Here is a 17807-nt window from a genome sequence, read left to right on the forward strand (position 1 = left end):
AAAATTAAACCGTCATTCCGGCGAAAGCCGGAATCTTGTGACAATTAGGGCGTCTTCTCGTCCTAAGACCCGGCCTTCGCCGGGGTGAAGCATGGTTCTCAGGGCGAACCGTAAGCTGTGCTCGCCCTCTGCGGCGCAATCCGCACAGCAGTCGGGCCGCTCAAGCCCGGAAAACGAGGCCACATACCTTGGGCGAGCGCCTGCCGCGATGCCGATCCCGTTTTTCCGGCTTGCTGCTCATAAACCCAATAATTGCGCAGGATAATCGGCACGTAACCGCGTGTTTCCCAATAAGGGATGGACTCGATGTAGAGCAGCGGATCGCCGCCGGCCATCTGCTGCTCATTCCAGCGGGAAATCGGCGCCGGACCGGCATTATAGGCTGCGATCACCTTCGGCAGCAGGCCGCCCGTACCGCTATAGTCGCGCAGATATTCGAGATAGGATTGGCCATATTCGACGTTCACATTGGGGTCGAACAGCATCTCGCGACTAAACGGATCACCGCGCTTGCGGGCAATGTCGCCGGCCGTGCCGGGCACAACCTGCATCACGCCATGGGCATTGGCGTGGCTGACGGCCTTCGTTCGAAAATTCGATTCCTGAAGAGCATGGGCATAGGCAAGTGAAGGATCGACCCGCCAGCCGCGTGCCGGGCGCCAATCCGGCGCCGGATAACGGGCGGTGAACGCCACCCGCTTACCTGACGGCACATTGTGGGCGAGCCACATTTGCGTCTGGGCGAGGCTGAGGTCGCTGGCGAGGTGAAGCATCGCGTCGTGATCGGCGGGGTTGATCCGCGCCTGATGCTGGATCGTTTCGCCCGCGAGATCCGTCTCGCCAATCTCGGCAAGGGCTATCGCAGCCTTCACATTGGGTCGGCCCGCCACGTTGCGCCATTCCGCGTCCCGGTAATTATGAATGCCGGGGCCGGGAGCCTTCATGCCCAGTGCCGTCGCCGCCAGCAGCCCGTAAAAGGTTTCGTTCGCCCGCGCTGCCACGCGCAACCGGCCCTGCACCTGCTGCGGACGCCCGCACATCATATCGGCGCGCGCGGCCCAATAATGGCCGGCGGCGGCAAGCTCCGCATCGCTCGATCTGCCCGCCACCGTTCCGAAGGAATAAGCGGCATTGTCGCAATCCTGCATCCGCCAGGACGCAAGGCCGTGGGTCCATTCCCCTTGCAGCGCCCAGTCGCCGACCCCGCGCCGGGCCTTGTCCGCCAGCCTTCGCGCCGAAATATTGTCGCCGATCAGATAATAGGACCAGGCGATACGCTGCTGCAATTCGGTCAGCGCCTGCGGGCCGATTTCCGCCTCACGGGAGATTAGCAACGTCTCGGCAGCCGCAGGCTGATCGTCGACGATCATCTTGCTGATCACCGGTTCGATCTGCGCAGCAACGGGATCACCCTTCACGCTCTTCGCCCGCTCGCGGCGGGGCTGGCTGCCCGCCCAATCGAAGCGCTGCGGTTGGGGAATGGAGGGAAGGGCGGTCGCCCCCCGCCGCGCGGCAAGCCGGACAAGCTGCGCAGCCTGGGGCAATTCCGGGGCGCGGGCAAGAAGTGCCGAAAGCTGCTCGAGCGACGCTTCCGGGCTGTCCTTCGCTGTATAAAGTTCGGCACGGGCAAAGGCATGAAGGGGCCCGTCCCTCATCCCATCGAGCCGCGCGGCGGCATCGGCAAAGCGCCCGCCCCGGATCGCCGCGAAGACTTCACGATATTGGGCGCGCTCGGCGGCGTTCAGCTCCGAAGGCGCGGGGGCAGGGGCCTGAACCTTGTCCCACGCATTTGCCACGACGGGGGTGGCAATGGCCGTCGATGCGGCGAGGAGCAGGGCCGCGCGAACGATCGTCATGGCTCAAATCCTTCCATCAGCATTTGCAGGTCGGCCCAGGCATGGGCCTTTAGACGGGGGTGAGAAATCAGGCTTTGTGGGCTCAGCGTCGCAATCGCGCGCACAGGGCCGGAAGGGGTTGCGACTTCATGCCAGCGCCCGCGCGCCTGTGTCGCCGATTGGCCGGTCAGCGCCCGCGCTGCGCCATCGCCCATCAATAGCAAAGCGCGCGGGCTGGAGAGCCCCACGTGGTGGCGCGCAATTTCGGCGCAGCGGTCCTCTTCCGGCTTTGCCAGCACGCCGCTCGGTGCGCGGAAGCAGGAGAGGGCGGCGAGATAGACGCTTGTGCGGTCGCGCCCGATCGCGGCGAGTATTCTGTCGAACAACCGCCCAGCCTCACCGCCGATCAGCTGGCGATCGCGCAGGCAATCCTCGCTCGGCATGTCGATCATGATCATCAGCCCGGACGCCGGATCGCCTGAAGGTATGACGCGCGGCGCACGCGGCGCGCTGTAGGGCAGGGCATCGCTGTCGCGCAAATAAGCCTGGAACAGGTCCAGGGTCGCGGGCAAGGCTTCCTGAGCGGGCGAGGCTGGAGCCGGTTTGGCTTCCGGCGTACCAGCCGGAACAGGAACGGTTTTCGGGCGCAACCAATCGCGCGGTTCGTCGCTCACCATCGTGTCGACGCCCGCTTCGATCCACCACTGGAGCGCGCTCATCGCGGCCGCAGGGGATAAGGTGTCGCTGCCCCGCTCCACGATTGCACTAGGGTCAGAGGAGGACGGGCTGGTCAACCTTAAAAAGGGCGCTTATCTGCGAGTTGAAGGCTGTTTGCGACGATATGAGTCCGGCGCGGCGCCCACGAATATTGGAGAAGATGAATGTCGGCACGCGAGTCCATGGCCTATGATGTTGTGATCGTCGGGGCGGGCCCGGCGGGGCTCGCCGCCGCGATCCGCCTGAAGCAGTTGGCCGACGCGGAAGGACGCGAACTGTCCGTTTGCGTTCTTGAAAAGGGATCGGAGGTTGGCGCCCACATCCTGTCGGGTGCGGTTATCGATCCCCGCGCGCTCGATGAACTCCTCCCCAATTGGAAGGAATTGGGCAGCCCGCTCACCGTGCCGGTGACCGAGAACCACCATTGGTTCCTGTCCGAGACAAAGAAGCACGAATTCCCGCATGCCCTCCTTCCGCCCTTCATGAATAATAAGGGCACCTATACCTGCTCGCTCGGCAACCTCTGCCGCTGGCTCGCCGGGCAGGCCGAAGCGCTGGGCGTGGAAATCTTCCCCGGCTTCGCGGCCGCCGAAGTCCTGTTCAACGAGGACGGCTCGGTCAGGGGCGTCGCAACCGGCGACATGGGCGTCGCACGCGATGGTACGCACAAGCCTGATTACCAGCCGGGCATGGAGCTCCACGCCAAATATACCTTTTTCGCGGAGGGCGTGCGCGGGCATTTGTCGAAGGAACTCATCCGCATCTTCAACCTCCGCGATGGCCGGGAGCCGCAAGTCTATGCGCTCGGTCTCAAGGAGCTTTGGGACATTCCGGCCGACAAGCATGTGCCGGGCCGCGTCATCCATACCCAGGGCTGGCCGCTCAGCGATGAAGTGGGCGGCGGCTTCCTCTATCATCAGGAAAACGGGCAAGTCGCCTTGGGCTTCGTCGTCGGCCTTGGTTACAAGAACCCCTATCTCTCGCCCTTCGAGGAATTTCAGCGCTGGAAGCAACATCCGGCAGTCCGCGCGATCATCGAGGGCGGGCGGCGCGTCTCTTATGGCGCGCGCGCGATTAATGAGGGCGGCTGGCAGTCCGTGCCGAAGCTCACCTTCCCGGGCGGCGCCCTCATCGGCTGCTCGGCGGGCTTTGTGAACGTACCGCGCATCAAGGGCACGCACACCGCGATGAAATCCGGCATGCTCGCCGCTGAAGCCGCGTTCGAGGCGATCAAGGCGGACCGGCAGGGCGACGAGATTGCGGACTACCCCGAAGCGCTGGAAAAGAGCTGGGTCGCGAAGGAACTGAAGACCGTCCGCAACGCCGAGCCTGCTGTCGCCAAATTCGGCCCGATGTTCGGAACGATGGTCGCGGGCCTCGACATGTGGATGCGGCACCTCGGCATCGGCCTGCCCTTCACGCTCCACCATCATCCCGACAATGAAGGGCTGCTCACCAAGGATCAGGCGCGAAAGATCGACTATCCGAAGCCCGATGGCGTTATCAGCTTTGATCGCTTGTCGTCGGTGTTCCTCTCGAACACCAACCATGAGGAGGATCAGCCGGTCCACCTGACGCTGAAGGACGCCGCCGTTCCGATCGACTATAATCTCGCTTTCTACGACGCGCCTGAGCAAAGATATTGCCCGGCGGGCGTCTACGAGATTGTCGGCCAGGAGGAGGGCGACCCGCGCCTCCAGATCAACGCGCAAAATTGCGTCCACTGCAAGACGTGCGACATCAAGGATCCCAAGCAGAACATCAATTGGGTGGTCCCGGAAGGCGGCGGCGGCCCCAATTATCCGAACATGTAAGCGCGCGCACGTGGAGGAAACCGCCTACGCCAAGCTCAATCTCGCCCTCCACGTTCGGGCGCGGGAGCCGGACGGCTATCACCGCATCGAAACCCTCTTCGCCTTCTGCGCGGACGGCGACCGGCTGCGGGTGGAGGAGGGAGAAGGCGAGATCACCCTCCGCATCACCGGCCCCTTTGCGGAAGGGCTCAGCGCAGGCGAAGACAATCTCGTCCTTCGTGCAGCGAGCGCCCTGGCCGAGCGGTTCGGCATCGATAAGGCTAAGAACGGTGCAGCCCTCACTTTGGAAAAGAACCTGCCCGTCGCTTCCGGCATAGGCGGAGGCTCCGCCGACGCCGCCGCCGCTCTCCGCCTGCTGGCACGGTGGTGGGGGATAACCGATGCCCCCCAAACCTCCGAAGCCACCGACCTACCCGACACTTCCCAAACCACCGCAATGCGCGCATTGGCGCCTTATAAGGGGCGTCCTTATAAGGCTTCTTACAGGAAGGCGAGCGACGGACTTGCGGCCGGAGAGCAGGGCGTGCTTCCCACTTGGGCCGCGATCGATGAGATCGCCCGGAGACTCGGCGCGGACGTGCCAGCCTGCCTCGCATTCCGTACGGCGCGCGGCGACGGGCGCGGGGACCAGCTGCGCCCCGTAGACCTCGGCCTTGCCGGAACCCCCGTCCTCCTCGTCAACCCGCGCACCGCCGTTTCCACCGCCGCCGTGTTTAACGGCTGGGACGGCGTGGACAAAGGCCCGATGCCGGGCGACCCCAAAGCGGGCCGCAACGACCTCCAGGCCCCTGCTTGCGCTGTCGCGCCGGAGATCGAAGCGGTCCTTGCAGCTCTCTCGGCACAGCCCGGCGCGACCCTCATCCACATGTCTGGGTCCGGCGCAACCTGCTTTGCGTTGTTCGAGGATGAAGAGGCCCGGGATGCGGCTGCTACAGCTATCAGAGACGCCCATCCCGATTGGTGGAAGCTCTCGTCCCGCTTGATCTAACCCCGGCCGCCTCCGGTGAAGGCCGGAATCTCGACCGTGATAGAGCAGCGCAGGTCGTCCGCACTTCGGCAAATTTCACGCGACAAACGCCTTCTCCCAAGGCAACAGGGCGGCATGTTCGATCTCACTCTCGACGACAGCATCGCGCGGCTGCGGCTGAACCGGCCGGAGGCGCGGAATGCTGTGCCGCTCACGGGGTGGGCGGAGCTTGAGGCGGTACTGGGTGAGGTTGAAGCTTCGGGTGCGCGTGTGCTGGTGGTTTCGGGGCTGCCGGGCGGAGCCTTTTGCGCTGGGGCGGACATTTCGGACTTTGCGGGCTTTCGGGGCGATGAGGAGGCTGCGGGCGCCTTTCGCGCCGCGATGCGGGCGGGGCTCGACCGGCTGGCGGGGCTCTCCATTCCTTCAGTCGCAGTGATCGAGGGGGCTTGCTACGGCGCGGGGGTGGCGCTTGCTATGGCCTGCGACATTCGCGTGGCTGATACGCGCGCGCAGCTGGCGATCACGCCGGCCAAGCTCGGCATTTCCTATCCTCAAGAAGATATAGAGCGACTCGTCCAGTTGGTTGGCCCGGGGCAGGCGACGCGGCTGCTCCTCTCCGCCGCGCCGGTCAGCGGGGGCGAGGCGTCGGTTATCGGGCTGGTCGAGATTGCCAGCGATTGCGCGCCACAGGCCGCCGAAGCTTTGGTGAAGAGCATCGCGTCCTTTGAAACGGCAAGCCTCGCGGCGCTCCGGCGCGGTGTGCGGCTCGCGGCCAGAGGGCAGCGGAGCGACGACGAACAGGACCGGCTGTTCGACACCCTGATGGCTTCGGACGCGCTTGCGGACCGCGTGGCGCTACGGGTGAAGAAATGAACGTGGCGGAATTCATTGCGGGCGCCGACCACGGGCTGCTGCTCGTTGCCGATCATGCCTCCAATCATGTGCCGGACGATATCGACCTCGGCATCGATCCCGCCTTGTTCAACGAACATATCGCGGTGGATATTGGCATCGATCCGCTCGCCCGCATCGTCGCGGCGCGGCTGCAATGCCCCGCCATTCTCGCCCGCGTGTCGCGCTTGGTAGTCGACCTTCACCGGCACGAGCATGAGCTGGCTGCCATTCCACCGATCAGCGACGGCCATGTCGTCCCGGCCAACACCGACCTCCATGCCGAGGGCCGCGAGGCGCGGATCGCGCGTTTTCACCGGCCCTATCATGCGCTGATCGAGGAGAAGGTGAAGGCGCTCGCCCCTAGGATGCTCTTCACCCTGCACAGCTTTACGCCGCGCCTGCGCACCGAGCCCGAGAAAGCGCGGCCGTGGGAAGTCGGCATACTCTACAATCAAGACGCCCGCGCCGCGCGGTTCGCCATCGACCTACTTCGCGCACGCGGCATCCCGACGGGCGATAATGAGCCTTATTCGGGCAAGCTCCTCAACGCGACTATGGATCGCCATGCGGAAAGCCGGGGGCTCCCCTATCTCGCCATTGAGGTGCGGCAGGATCTGATCTGCGACGCTGCCGGTGTCGCGCGCTGGGCCGATATCCTGGTTCCGGTCATCCGCGAAACGCATGATGCGCTCGCCTGACCCGATCCTGACCGCCGCGGAGATGCGCGCAGCCGAGGCCGCCGCCGTCGTAGCTGGCACGCCCGCTCGCCTGCTGATGGAGCGAGCAGGGATTGCGGCGGCTGAGGCGATCCGGATTTTCGCCGGTCCGCTGCCTGCCGTCGTGCTGTGCGGGCCCGGCAATAATGGCGGCGACGGCTATGTCATCGCCCGCGCCCTTGCCGAACAAGGCGTGGATGTGCGCGTCGCCGCGACGGGCGAACCGGCAAGCGATCCGGCGCGGGATGCACGAAAGGGTTGGACCGGCCCGGTCGAGCGGATCGAGGAAGCGAAAAGCGCGCCGCTGCTGATCGATGCCCTGTTCGGCACTGGGCTGTCCCGCGCTCTCGACGTTGCCTTAAGCGGCGCTCTGTGCCGATTGGCGGAAGCGGCCCGGATTTCCGTTGCGGTCGACCTGCCGAGCGGAGTGGCGACCGATAGCGGGGCGATCCTGTCCGCGGTGCCGGACTTCGACCTGACCGTGACGTTCGGAGCGCTGAAACCTTCTCACTTGCTACAGCCAGCCGCGCGCCACATGGGGCGTATCGTGGTGGCGGACATCGGTATCGCGGCGACCAGCAAACTCGTGCGGATCGAGCGGCCTCGATTGGCGAAACCAGGGCCGGATGCTCACAAATATGATCGCGGCTATGTCGCGGTCCTAGGCGGTGACATGCCCGGCGCGGCGGCGCTTTGCGCGTCGGCGGCGGCCCGATCAGGGGCGGGCTATGTGCGCCTGGTCGCCGACCGTCACGTTCGCGATGTGCCGCAAGCCGTGGTGCAATCGACCGAGCGTGACGGCGCGAACATCAGCGACCGTCGCATCAATGCGCTTGGGGTCGGGCCGGGTCTTGGCCGGTCGGACGGCGCGAAGGGCCTGCTGCGGCAGGCGATGCAGTCCGGACATCCGCTCGTCCTCGACGCCGATGCGCTGAACTTGATCGCGGAAGATATTGGGCTGCTCTCCAGCTTGGTGGAGCCGCCGATCCTGACGCCCCATGGCGGGGAATTCGCGCGGCTGTTCGGGACGCTGGAAGGGAGCAAGATCGATCAGGTTCGCGCCGCCGCCGCACGGGCCAACGCCGTGGTGCTGCTGAAGGGCGCCGACACGGTGGTCGCGGCGCCGGATGGGCGGGCGGCGATTTCCGGCGGTGCGCCCGCTTGGCTGGCGACGGCGGGAACAGGCGATGTGCTGACGGGGATTGTCGCCGCAATGCGGGCGCGCGGGATGGGGGCTTTCGAGGCTGCTTGTGCCGCTGTCTGGCTGCATGCACGCGCGGCGGAACTCGCGGGCCCCTTCCTGATCGCCGACGATCTGATCCGGCATCTGCCGCGAGCTTTGAGCGAATGTTTATGACTGATGAGACGATCCTGCGCCTTGCCGCGCGTGGCGACGGTGTGACCGAGAGCGGGCGCCATGTGCCGAAGACGGCACCGGGTGACATAGTGAGCGCCGACGGCGTGGTGACGCCGGGGCCGCATCATCAGGTGCCGCCGTGCCGCCATTTCCCGGAATGCGGGGGGTGCCAGCTCCAGCATGTGGACGATGCAGCCTTTGCGGATTTCCTCATGGACCGGGTCGCTTCGGCTCTGGCCGCGCAGGGCATAACAGGCGTCGATATCCGCCCACCCCATATCTCGCCGCCCAACAGCCGCCGCCGCGCGTCGCTCCGGGCGGAAAGCCGGGGCAAGACGGTGCTGCTCGGATTCAATGCGGAGAAGAGCCACAAGATCATCGACATACGCGAATGTCATATCCTCCGGCCCGAACTCTTTGCGCTGATCGCGCCTATCCGGACGCTTATCGGCAAGTTGCTTGGCCCGCGCGGCAGTGGCGGGGTGCGGCTCACGCTTTGCGATCAGGGCGTCGACGTCCTGCTGGAAAATGTGACGGCGGATAGCCTTGCCGCGACCGAGGCGCTGGCGGCGTTTGCCGAGACGCACCGCCTTGCCCGGCTGGCACTCGATGACGGCTATGGGCCCCAGACGCGCTGGGAGCCCGAACCGGTGACCGTCACGCTCGGCGGCGTTGCGGTTCCGCTGCCGCATGGTGCCTTCCTGCAGGCGACAGAGGAAGGGGAGGCGGCGCTTGTCGCGGCAATGCGGGAGGCTGTTGGGCCCGCGCAGATTGTTGCGGATCTGTTTGCGGGCCTCGGCACCTTCGCTCTGTCCCTACCGGGCCGCACCTATGCGGCCGAAGGCGCACGGGATGCGGCCTTGTCGCTCAAGGCTGCGGCGAACCGGGCGCAGCGGCAGATCTTCGTCGACCACCGCGACCTATTCCGCCGTCCATTGGACGAGAAGGAGCTCAATCGCTTCGAAGCCCTCGTTCTCGATCCGCCGAGGGCCGGAGCCAAGGAACAGATCGCGCTCATCGCCCGCTCAGCGGCGCCGCGCATCGCTTATGTGTCCTGCAATCCTTCCACCTTCGCGCGCGATGCGAAGATGCTGATGGACGGCGGCTACCGGCTCGACTGGATACAGCCGGTCGGCCAATTCCGCTGGTCCACGCACGTCGAACTGGCGGCGGCCTTTAGCCGCGAACGCGCTTAAGTGTTCCTGCGAAAGCAGGAACCCAGCAGCACCGGTGGAAAGTCTGGGCTCCTGCTTTCGCAGGAGCACAACGCCGGTTAACCGCGATATATCACCGCCATCGCGGCGTGCAGAGTCAGCGCAATCAGACAGATAGAAGCCAGTACGAACAGGATGAAGCGGTGGGTAACGACATTCGTCGTGGCGTGGACCAGGCTGTGCAGAACACGCAGGCCCACATAGCCCCAGGCAAGGTAGAGGTTTAGGCCGTGGCCGATCCCCATCACCGCCAGCGTCAGGCAGATGGCGTAGAATAAGGTCGGCTGCTCCATCAGGTGGTTGTAATTATGGGCCTTCCACTGGACATTGTCTTCCACGACGCCGTCGAGCGCGCCCGGGCGGGAGCCGACCCGTCCCTTCAGGCTGATTCCTTTCCGCTTCATCGCCGGGAAACGGGTAAAAACCATCCAGAACATGACGATGAGCGACCACGCAACGAGCACGACGACGGGCGCGAGAATTGGGCTGTAGATCATGAAAAAACACCTCCCCTGTTTGAAGGGAAGGTGCTTCAATCGTTACGGATATGCAACCTGTCGTCATCGCGAGCGAAGCAATCCATCGCCAGGCTGACCGCGAGATGGATTGCTTCGTCGCTGCGCTCCTCGCAATGACGAGGCTGGTTAGCCGAACATCTTGCCGAAGGCGCGCTTGGCGCGGGTTTTCCAGTGGCCGCGATGATAAGCGTCGGAGGCGAGGAGCGGGAGAACGCTCGTGGCTTCGGCGAAGACCATCTGTTCCAGCGCCGTGGAGACCTTGCCCCAGCTTGCGGCTTCCTGCAGCGTCGAGGAGGAGCAGGCGCCGTCGCGAACGTCCGCAACGGTGATTTGCACCGCGTATTTGTGTACTTCGACATCCTCGTGGCCGAGGATTTCGGCGCAGACGACGGTGTCCTGCGTGAAGTTCTTCGGAACGCCGCCGCCGATCATGAGGAGGCCGGTGGTGCCTGCCTTGATCTTGAGGTCGGTCAGCTCGCGGAAGTCGGCGATGGCATCCAAGACCATATAGGGCTTGCCTTCCTTCATCCGGTCGACCTGGTGCTTGACGAGGCCGAAGCCCGCCGAGCTGTCGACGAAGGCCGGGCAGAAGATCGGCACGTCATGCTCGTAAGCGAGCTTGACGAGGCTGTTGTCCTTCTTGCCGTTTTCAACCAGCCACTTTCCCATCGCCTTGATGAACTCACGCGAGGAATAAGGGCGGGGTTCAAGGCTGTTGGCGATTTCGCCGATCGTGTGATCGGTGACCTGAAGCTGCTCTTCGTCGATATAAGTGTCGTAGATGCGGTCGATGTAGAGCGAACGCAGCGTATCGTCGTCAGGGATTTCCTGCGCCTGATAATGTTTGTGGCCAAGGCCTTCGAAGAAATCCATATCGACGATGGTCGCACCGGTCGCGACGATCGCGTCGACCATGTTGTTGGCGACGAGATCGGCATAGAGATTCATGCAGCCGCCGGCCGAGGTCGAGCCCGCGATCACGAGGATCACCGAGCAATCCGGATCGGCGAGCATCTGATTGTAGATTTCCGTCGCACGGCCGAGATCGCGCGAGGTGAAGCTCATCTTCTTCATCGCATCGACGATGGGACGCGCGTCGAAGCTCTTGATGTCGATATGTTCGACTTCCTTCGACAGGAGTTCCGCCTTGCGGGTGTCGTTGATCGGGGTTTCGGTGTTCATCGTATGTCTCCAATGACCCGTCATTCCAGCGAACGCTGGAATCTCACTTCTTTAAAGGGAGAAGGGAGATACCGGCTTTCGCCGGAATGACGCCAAATATGTATGTTTGCCGTTACAGCTTCACGACGTTCGAGGCCGCCGGGCGTTCCTCTTGGGCGAGGTAGAGCGAGGCCATCGGCTCATCCTCCACGATCACCTTCAAATCCGATCCGAAGCCGTTGAAGGCCGTGCGCATCGCGCAGCCATAGGCGCCGAGCATGCCGATCTCGATATAATCGCCCGCCTGAACGTCTGCGGGTAGCATGAACGGCCCGGTCATATGGTCGAGATCGTCGCAGGTCGGCCCGTAGAAGCTGAACGCCATGTCCCGCGTGTCGGATGCGTCCTCGCGGACGAGCTTCACCGGGAAGCGCCAGCCGACATGGGCGGCATCGAACAGGGCGCCATAGGCACCGTCATTGATGTACAGCTCGTCGCCCCGGCGCTTTTCGACGCGGACGAGGACGCTTGCATATTCGGCGCACAGGGCCCGGCCCGGCTCGCACCAGAGTTCCGCCGAATAGGAAATCGGCAGGCTTTCGAAGGCCTTATGAATGACTTCGAAATAGGTTTCGAGCGGCGGGGGCTCCATGCCCGGATAGGTGGACGGGAAGCCGCCGCCGACATCGACGATGTCCACGGTGACCGCCGCCTCGACGATCGCCTGGCGCACGCGCTCCATCGCTTCGCCATAAGCGGCGGGCGTCATCGCCTGGCTGCCCACATGGAAGCAGATGCCGAGCGCGTCGGCGGCCTGACGGGTGGCCATGAGCAAAGCCTTCATCTCGTCCGGCTCCGCGCCGAACTTGGAAGCAAGGCTCAGCTTCGAATGATCGGAGGAGACGCGGATGCGAACGCAGAGATTGAGGTCTGTGGCGCCCTTCGTCGCGCGCACGATCTTTTCCAGCTCGTCCAGAGTGTCGAGCGAGAAGGTGCGCACGCCATGCGTGAAATAGGCTTCCTCGATCGCTTCCTCGGCCTTCACTGGGTGCATGAAGCACAGCGTCGCGTCCGGCAAAGTGCGCGCAAGCAGGCGCACTTCCGCGATGGAGGCGACGTCATAATGCGTAATTCCGCTATCCCACAGGATCTCAAGGAGCTCCGGAGTGGGGTTTGCCTTCACCGCATACATCGGCTTGCCCGGAAACTTCTCGACAAAGAAGCGGGCGGCACGCTGTGCGGCATGCGGACGAAGGAGCGTGACCGGCTGAACCGGCCGATTAAGGGAAGCTAGCCCCAGCGCGCTATGATGCTTGTGCAATTCAAGGGACCTCCAGAGGCATTGTTGACGAAAATGCTGCCTTGCGGTTTGGAAGTCCCCATGGGGCAGCGGAGGGCGCGATATATGAGCGTCGTTTCGCCATGTAAAGGCCTGCGTTTTCCAGCGCTGCGCCAGCATGTTAGCTCAGGGAGGACGAGCGGTTTGTGACACTGCCGGTCCGTTTTGAGGCTGCGACGAGTCGAGGATGTTTATGAGTCGATTTCCAACCAAGGAAGGCGTTCGCGCCGCCGCCGCCCGAATTCGCGATCATGTCGTGAAGACGCCGCTCTTGCCGGTGGAAATCGGCGGTGTGACATCCTGGGTGAAGGCGGAGTGCCTGCAGACGGGCGGCAGTTTCAAGCTGCGTGGAGCGACGAATAGGCTGCTGCAGCTAAGCGCTGACGAGCGAAAGCGGGGCGTCGTCGCCTTTTCGTCCGGCAATCATGCGCAGGGCGTAGCGATCGCGGCCAAGCGGCTCGGAATACTGGCGACGATCGTCATGCCGTCGGACGCGCCTGCGGTGAAGGTCGCGGCGACGCGGGAGGCGGGCGCGGAGATCGTCTTTTACGACCGCGTGACGGAGAGCCGCGAGGAGATCGGCGCAAGGCTGGCGGCGGAGAAGGGGGCGACCCTGGTGCCGTCCTTCGACGATGTTGACATTATCGAGGGGCAGGGGACGGCGGGCGTAGAGATAGCCGAGCAATTGGGCGGCATGCCGGACAAGGTGCTGGTCTGCTGCGGCGGTGGAGGCTTGTCGGCCGGTATCGCGCTTGCCTTGCCGGATGCCGAGATCGTGACCGTGGAGCCCGAAGGCTGGGACGATATGGCGCGATCCTTCGAAGCGGGCGAGCGGGTGCCGGTGCCGGACGATGCGCCCGCGACCCTGTGCGACGCGCTGCAGACGAAATTGGTGTCGCCGCTGACCTTCGGTGCGCTGCGCGATGCTGGCGCGACGGGCGTATCGGTGAGCGAGGAGGAGGTGCAGACCGCCATGGCCTTCGCCGCGCGGCACCTGCGGCTGGTCGTGGAGCCGGGCGGCGCGGTCGCGCTCGCGGCGGCTCTGGCCGGGAAGGCGGGAAGCCTCAGCGCCAGGAGCGTGATCCTGGTGTCGGGGGGTAATGTCGATTCCGCCCTTTATGCTGACATACTCACTTCTCAGGCCGTTCGTGCTGAGTAGGGACTGAGCGAAGTCGAAGGCCCGTATCGAAGCGTTCCCCAGCTTAGGCTCTTCGATACGCGTCTTCGGCTCCGCTCAGCCGCTACTCAGGGCGAACGGCTTGTCTTGATTTCCATCATCATGCCAAAGGCAGGCCATGAACAGCGGTATCGGAAACCTCGCCCTCTCCATCGGCATGCTCGCCGTCTTCGCACTTGGCGCTGGCGGCATGTGGCTGATCGCGAAGAAGCGCGACGTGAAGCGCGGGGTGCTGATGCTGATCGCCGGTGCGGTGATCCTCGGCAACGTGCTGATCTGGACGATGCCCATAACTTGAGACCCCAAGCCGTTCGTGTCGAGCGTAGTCGAGACACGCTTCTCGACTACGCTCGAAGCGAACGGCTTGGAGAGGGAAAGAAAATCAGCGGATCGGGCAGCTCGGATCGAGGCGGAAGTCGAGATAGTCGTCCACCGACTTCATCAGCTCCGGCATCTCATTCTGGAAGAAATGGTTGGCGCCCGGGATCGTGTCGTGCGCGATGGTGATGTGGCGCTGGGTGCGAAGCTTGTCGACGAGCTTTTGCACCGCGATCGGCGTCACCACCTCATCCTCTTCGCCCTGGATGATGATGCCCGATGACGGGCAGGGCGCGAGGAAGGTGAAATCATACATGTTGGCGGGCGGCGCGATCGAGATGAAGCCGCGCACTTCCGGGCGGCGCATCAGAAGCTGCATGCCGATCCATGCACCGAAGCTGAAGCCCGCGACCCAGGTCTGTTCGGCTTCCGGATGGATGGATTGCACCCAATCGAGCGCGGAGGCGGCGTCCGACAATTCGCCGATGCCATTGTCGAACACGCCCTGGCTCTTGCCGACCCCGCGGAAGTTGAAGCGCAGGACCGCGAAGCCCCGGCGCACGAACGTCTTGTAGAGCGCCTGAACGATGGCATTGTTCATCGTGCCGCCGCTGTGCGGATGGGGATGAAGGATCATCGCCACCGGCGCGCGCGGACGCGGAGCGGGCTGGAAACGGCCTTCGAGACGGCCTTCGGGGCCAGGAAAAATAACTTCGGGCATTGCACCTCGGCACGGGTTGCAAGAATAAGGGCGCGGCCCGGCTGGGCCACGGTTCGCGCGCTCCTATATATGGAGAGAGGGCGACTTAGCAATCTGGGCCTGTATTCGGCGATGAGGTGCACCGTGACGGGTTGGCATTTGGCGGTTGGCAAGGAGAGAGGAACGGAGCGATGCTTTTGCATCGTGACCGACGAACGACGCCGCCAAACGGCAAAGGACGGCCCGCCGCTCCGCAGTCGTCCGGAGGCGGCTTTTGGCGGCGTCGATCGCCTTGTTCTGGCGGTTAGCCCGCCCTTCGGCTCTCTCCTGCCCAAAAGCCGTCTCCGGACGATCCCGGTACACCTCATCGCCGAATACAGGCCCTAGGAGCAAGAGTGGCTGACGACCGTATCTATCTGGACCATGCCGCAACGACGCCGATGCGGCCGGAAGCCAAGGCAGCAATGGCGGCGGCGATGGACATCTGGGCCAATCCGAGTTCGCCTCATGCCGAAGGCCGAGCGGCCAAGGCGGCGCTGCAAGATGCGCGAGCACGGATCAAGGCGGCGCTCGGCTGGGAGGGGGAGGTGATCTTCACCTCCTGCGCGAGCGAGGGGCTGGCGCTTGCGCTGCGCCGACGCGAGCGGGTCGTCACTTCCCCGGTTGAGCATGATGCGGTGTTAAGGTTGACGCCGAAGGCTGAGCGATTGAACGTGGACTCCCGAGGTGTCGTGCTCCTGCGAAAGCAGGAGTCCAGCGGTTCGGGCGGGGAAACTGGGCTCCTGCGTTCGCAGGAGCACAATGAGCTTTACGTGGTTCAGCACGCCAATAACGAAACTGGCGTGATTCAGCCGCTGGACGAGATCGCAGCGGTGATACGCGGCACGGGCGGACTCCTTCTCGCTGATTGCGCGCAGACTGCGGGGAAATTGCCTCTCCCAAAGGCCGACATGATCGTTCTGTCCGCTCACAAACTTGGCGGTCCGCCGGGTGTCGGGGCCCTGCTGGTCCGTGAATATGGCCTCGTCGATGCGGTTGGGGGTCAGGAGCATGGCTATCGGCCGGGAACGGAGAATGTGCCGGGGATCCTCGCCATGGCCGCCGCGCTGGAGGCGCGCAAGGATTGGCTAGAAGAAGCGGCGCGGCTGCGCGCGGCGCTTGATGAGCGGGTCGTTGAAGCAGGCGGCGTTGTGATCGCTGCGGATGCCCCGCGCATCCCCACTATCGGCGCGTATCGCATGCCGGGCGTGCCCGCGCTGGCGCAGCTTATTCAGCTCGATGCGGCGGGTATTTCGGTGTCGGCGGGCAGCGCCTGCTCGTCTGGTAGCTTGAAGCCCAGCCGCGTTCTCTTGGCTATGGGCATGAGTGAGGAAACGGCGCGGGAGGTGGTGCGGGTGAGTTTCGGGTGGTCGACCACGGAAGCGGACGTGCTGCGCTTTGCAGAAGCCTGGGCCGAAATGGCGGCGCGGAAACGAGCGGCATGAAGGCGCCCATCTATCTCGATTACCAGGCGACGACCCCGGTTGCGCCGGAAGTCGCGGCAGCGATGCGGCCGTGGATCGAGACCCAGTTTGGCAATCCACATTCGCCGCACCGGCTTGGGCGGGAAGCGGCCGCCGTGATCGAAGTGGCGCGGGAGCGGATCGTACAGGCGCTCCTCCTTCCTTCCGTTCGCTTCGAGCGAAGTCGAGAAGTGCTTGCCCCAGACTCCGAACCACGGTTCTCGACTGCGCTCGAACCGAACGGCAATGGGGCAGGGGGAAAGTTGTACTTTACTTCTGGGGCGACCGAGGCAGCGAATTGGGCACTTAAAGGCGTTGCGGCGCGCCTCCCCAAAGGAAAGCGCAAGATCGTTACCTTGGCCACCGAACATGCGTGCGTACTCGACACCGTAGCCTGGCTCGGAGGGCAGGGATTTGAAATCGATATCCTTCCGGTCGGGCCGGATGGCCTTGTCGACCTCGATCTCGCGGCCGATCGCATCGACGACCGTACCGGCCTCGTCGCGGCGATGCTGGTCAACAATGAGATTGGCGTTATTCAGCCACTTTCTGAGCTTGCTGCTCTAGCGCACGAAAAAGGCGCAATTTTCTTCTGTGATGCGGTCCAAGGTTTCGGCCGAGTGCCGGTGCCGGTCGAAGCCTGCGACATGATCGCATTGTCCGCCCATAAGGTACATGGGCCGAAGGGCATTGGCGCCTTGTGGGTGCGCGATGGCGTTGTGCTGGAGCCGCTGCTTCATGGCGGCGGGCAGGAAGGGGGCACCCGCTCCGGCACCCTTTCGCCAGCGCTTTGCGTGGGTTTTGGTGAGGCGGCGCGGCTGCTGGCTGAACGCGCGGAGGAAGATCATGCGCATCTCGAAAGGCTTTGGAAACTTGCCTGGCAACGGTTGGACAATCAATGGATTTTGAATGGATCGGCCGATGCGCGTTATCACGGCAATCTCAACATCCTGATGCCCGGCGTGGACAGCGCCCGCCTCATTTCGGATGTGCGCGATGTCGCCTTTTCCGCAGGGTCGGCCTGCGCAAGCGGATCGGGGCGGCCAAGCCATGTTCTCTCCGCACTCGGCCTCACCGATCGCGAAGCGCGGGCGAGTATCCGCATCGGCTTTGGCCGCTACACGACGGAGGAAGACTTGCTTCACGCCCTCGATCTCATCATGGCCGCCGCGCGGCGCCAGAGGCAGTTCGCGGCATGACCATCGTGCGTTTCCTCTCGGCCAATGGAGATGTGCTGAGCGAGGTCGAGGCCGCGCCCGGCGCGCGCCTGCTCGATGTTGCGCAGGCGGATGGTCAGCCGCTGGAAGGCACATGCGAGGGTCAGATGGCCTGCTCCACTTGCCACGTCATCCTGGAGGCAGAAGATTTTGCGAAGCTGCCGCGCGCCAGCGAGGAGGAAGAGGATATGCTCGACCTCGCCATGCACGCAACGCGCACCTCGCGCCTGTCCTGCCAGATCTGGCTCACCGAGGAGATGGAAAGCATCTCCGTTCGTGTGCCGCCCGGCGCCCATAATATGCAGGGGCGTTGATCGTGAGCGATGTGCGCGTCGGTCGCTGGTTCGCTTTGGCCGTTGCC

The 17807-nt window shown here is 64.2% G+C and carries 17 protein-coding genes; 11 read left to right on the plus strand and 6 right to left on the minus strand.

Going from position 1 to position 17807, the window contains the following annotated elements:
- Window positions 1-98 precede the first annotated feature (98 nt).
- A complete protein-coding gene (locus C7I56_RS03800; RefSeq protein ID WP_106639173.1) occupies window positions 99-1856 on the minus strand; it encodes a lytic transglycosylase domain-containing protein in 1758 nt (585 codons plus the stop codon).
- Window positions 1853-2554 carry a uracil-DNA glycosylase family protein gene (locus C7I56_RS03805; protein WP_106639174.1) on the minus strand — a complete coding sequence of 234 codons (702 nt, stop codon included), beginning with the start codon at window positions 2552-2554 and terminating at the stop codon, window positions 1853-1855. Before C7I56_RS03805 ends, C7I56_RS03800 begins: the two co-directional genes overlap by 4 nt.
- A 162-nt stretch (window positions 2555-2716) precedes the next feature.
- Between C7I56_RS03805 and C7I56_RS03810 the strand changes: the two genes are divergently transcribed.
- From C7I56_RS03810 to C7I56_RS03835, 6 genes are all read left to right on the plus strand, one after another.
- Complete coding sequence (locus C7I56_RS03810; RefSeq protein WP_106639175.1) at window positions 2717-4366, plus strand: electron transfer flavoprotein-ubiquinone oxidoreductase; 1650 nt, start codon at window positions 2717-2719, stop codon at window positions 4364-4366.
- A 10-nt stretch (window positions 4367-4376) separates the two neighbouring features.
- Window positions 4377-5354, plus strand: coding sequence for a GHMP family kinase ATP-binding protein (locus tag C7I56_RS12560; RefSeq protein ID WP_106639176.1), 978 nt, complete (start codon window positions 4377-4379; stop codon window positions 5352-5354).
- Window positions 5355-5468: 114 nt separating this feature from the next.
- On the plus strand, window positions 5469-6206 hold the full coding sequence (locus tag C7I56_RS03820; protein ID WP_106639177.1) for an enoyl-CoA hydratase/isomerase family protein: 738 nt from the start codon (window positions 5469-5471) through the stop codon (window positions 6204-6206).
- On the plus strand, window positions 6203-6925 hold the full coding sequence (locus C7I56_RS03825) for an N-formylglutamate amidohydrolase (protein WP_106639178.1): 723 nt from the start codon (window positions 6203-6205) through the stop codon (window positions 6923-6925). The genes C7I56_RS03820 and C7I56_RS03825 overlap by 4 nt, the downstream gene beginning before the upstream one ends.
- The gene (locus C7I56_RS03830) at window positions 6912-8300 is read left to right on the plus strand and encodes an NAD(P)H-hydrate dehydratase (protein ID WP_106639629.1); all 1389 of its coding nucleotides are present in this window, start codon (window positions 6912-6914) and stop codon (window positions 8298-8300) included. Before C7I56_RS03825 ends, C7I56_RS03830 begins: the two co-directional genes overlap by 14 nt.
- The gene (locus tag C7I56_RS03835; RefSeq protein ID WP_106639179.1) at window positions 8297-9496 is read left to right on the plus strand and encodes a class I SAM-dependent RNA methyltransferase; all 1200 of its coding nucleotides are present in this window, start codon (window positions 8297-8299) and stop codon (window positions 9494-9496) included. Before C7I56_RS03830 ends, C7I56_RS03835 begins: the two co-directional genes overlap by 4 nt.
- A 77-nt stretch (window positions 9497-9573) precedes the next feature.
- Here the strand turns inward: C7I56_RS03835 and C7I56_RS03840 are convergent, their stop codons facing one another.
- From C7I56_RS03840 to C7I56_RS03850, 3 genes are all read right to left on the minus strand, one after another.
- Entirely contained in the window at window positions 9574-10011 is a 438-nt protein-coding gene (locus C7I56_RS03840) for an MAPEG family protein (RefSeq protein ID WP_199792315.1), read from the minus strand.
- 147 nt (window positions 10012-10158) lie between these two features.
- Window positions 10159-11214: a 1,9-bis(guanidino)-5-aza-nonane synthase gene (locus tag C7I56_RS03845; protein WP_106639180.1), complete on the minus strand. Its 1056-nt coding sequence runs from the start codon at window positions 11212-11214 to the stop codon at window positions 10159-10161.
- 112 nt (window positions 11215-11326) lie between these two features.
- Window positions 11327-12514, minus strand: a complete 1188-nt coding sequence (locus tag C7I56_RS03850; RefSeq protein ID WP_106639181.1) for a type III PLP-dependent enzyme — start codon at window positions 12512-12514, stop codon at window positions 11327-11329.
- Between the two features lie 205 nt (window positions 12515-12719).
- Here C7I56_RS03850 and C7I56_RS03855 point away from each other — a divergent pair, with 205 nt between their 5' ends.
- Both C7I56_RS03855 and C7I56_RS03860 read left to right on the plus strand, forming a co-directional pair.
- Window positions 12720-13691, plus strand: coding sequence for a threonine ammonia-lyase (locus tag C7I56_RS03855; RefSeq protein WP_106639182.1), 972 nt, complete (start codon window positions 12720-12722; stop codon window positions 13689-13691).
- A 136-nt stretch (window positions 13692-13827) separates the two neighbouring features.
- Window positions 13828-14007: a hypothetical protein gene (locus tag C7I56_RS03860; RefSeq protein ID WP_106639183.1), complete on the plus strand. Its 180-nt coding sequence runs from the start codon at window positions 13828-13830 to the stop codon at window positions 14005-14007.
- A gap of 84 nt (window positions 14008-14091) precedes the next feature.
- Here C7I56_RS03860 and C7I56_RS03865 read toward each other — a convergent pair whose 3' ends face one another.
- Window positions 14092-14748, minus strand: coding sequence for an alpha/beta hydrolase (locus C7I56_RS03865; protein ID WP_106639184.1), 657 nt, complete (start codon window positions 14746-14748; stop codon window positions 14092-14094).
- Between the two features lie 374 nt (window positions 14749-15122).
- Between C7I56_RS03865 and C7I56_RS03870 the strand changes: the two genes are divergently transcribed.
- The 3 genes from C7I56_RS03870 to C7I56_RS03880 are packed head-to-tail and all read left to right on the plus strand — an operon-like array spanning window position 15123 to window position 17760.
- Window positions 15123-16211: a cysteine desulfurase family protein gene (locus tag C7I56_RS03870; protein ID WP_106639185.1), complete on the plus strand. Its 1089-nt coding sequence runs from the start codon at window positions 15123-15125 to the stop codon at window positions 16209-16211.
- On the plus strand, window positions 16208-17428 hold the full coding sequence (locus C7I56_RS03875) for a cysteine desulfurase family protein (protein WP_106639186.1): 1221 nt from the start codon (window positions 16208-16210) through the stop codon (window positions 17426-17428). The genes C7I56_RS03870 and C7I56_RS03875 overlap by 4 nt, the downstream gene beginning before the upstream one ends.
- The gene (locus tag C7I56_RS03880; RefSeq protein ID WP_106639187.1) at window positions 17425-17760 is read left to right on the plus strand and encodes a 2Fe-2S iron-sulfur cluster-binding protein; all 336 of its coding nucleotides are present in this window, start codon (window positions 17425-17427) and stop codon (window positions 17758-17760) included. Before C7I56_RS03875 ends, C7I56_RS03880 begins: the two co-directional genes overlap by 4 nt.
- Window positions 17761-17807: the final 47 nt, after the last annotated feature.

The sequence above is a fragment of the Allosphingosinicella vermicomposti genome (genome assembly GCF_003012815.1).
Taxonomy (GTDB): Bacteria; Pseudomonadota; Alphaproteobacteria; order Sphingomonadales; family Sphingomonadaceae; genus Allosphingosinicella; species Allosphingosinicella vermicomposti.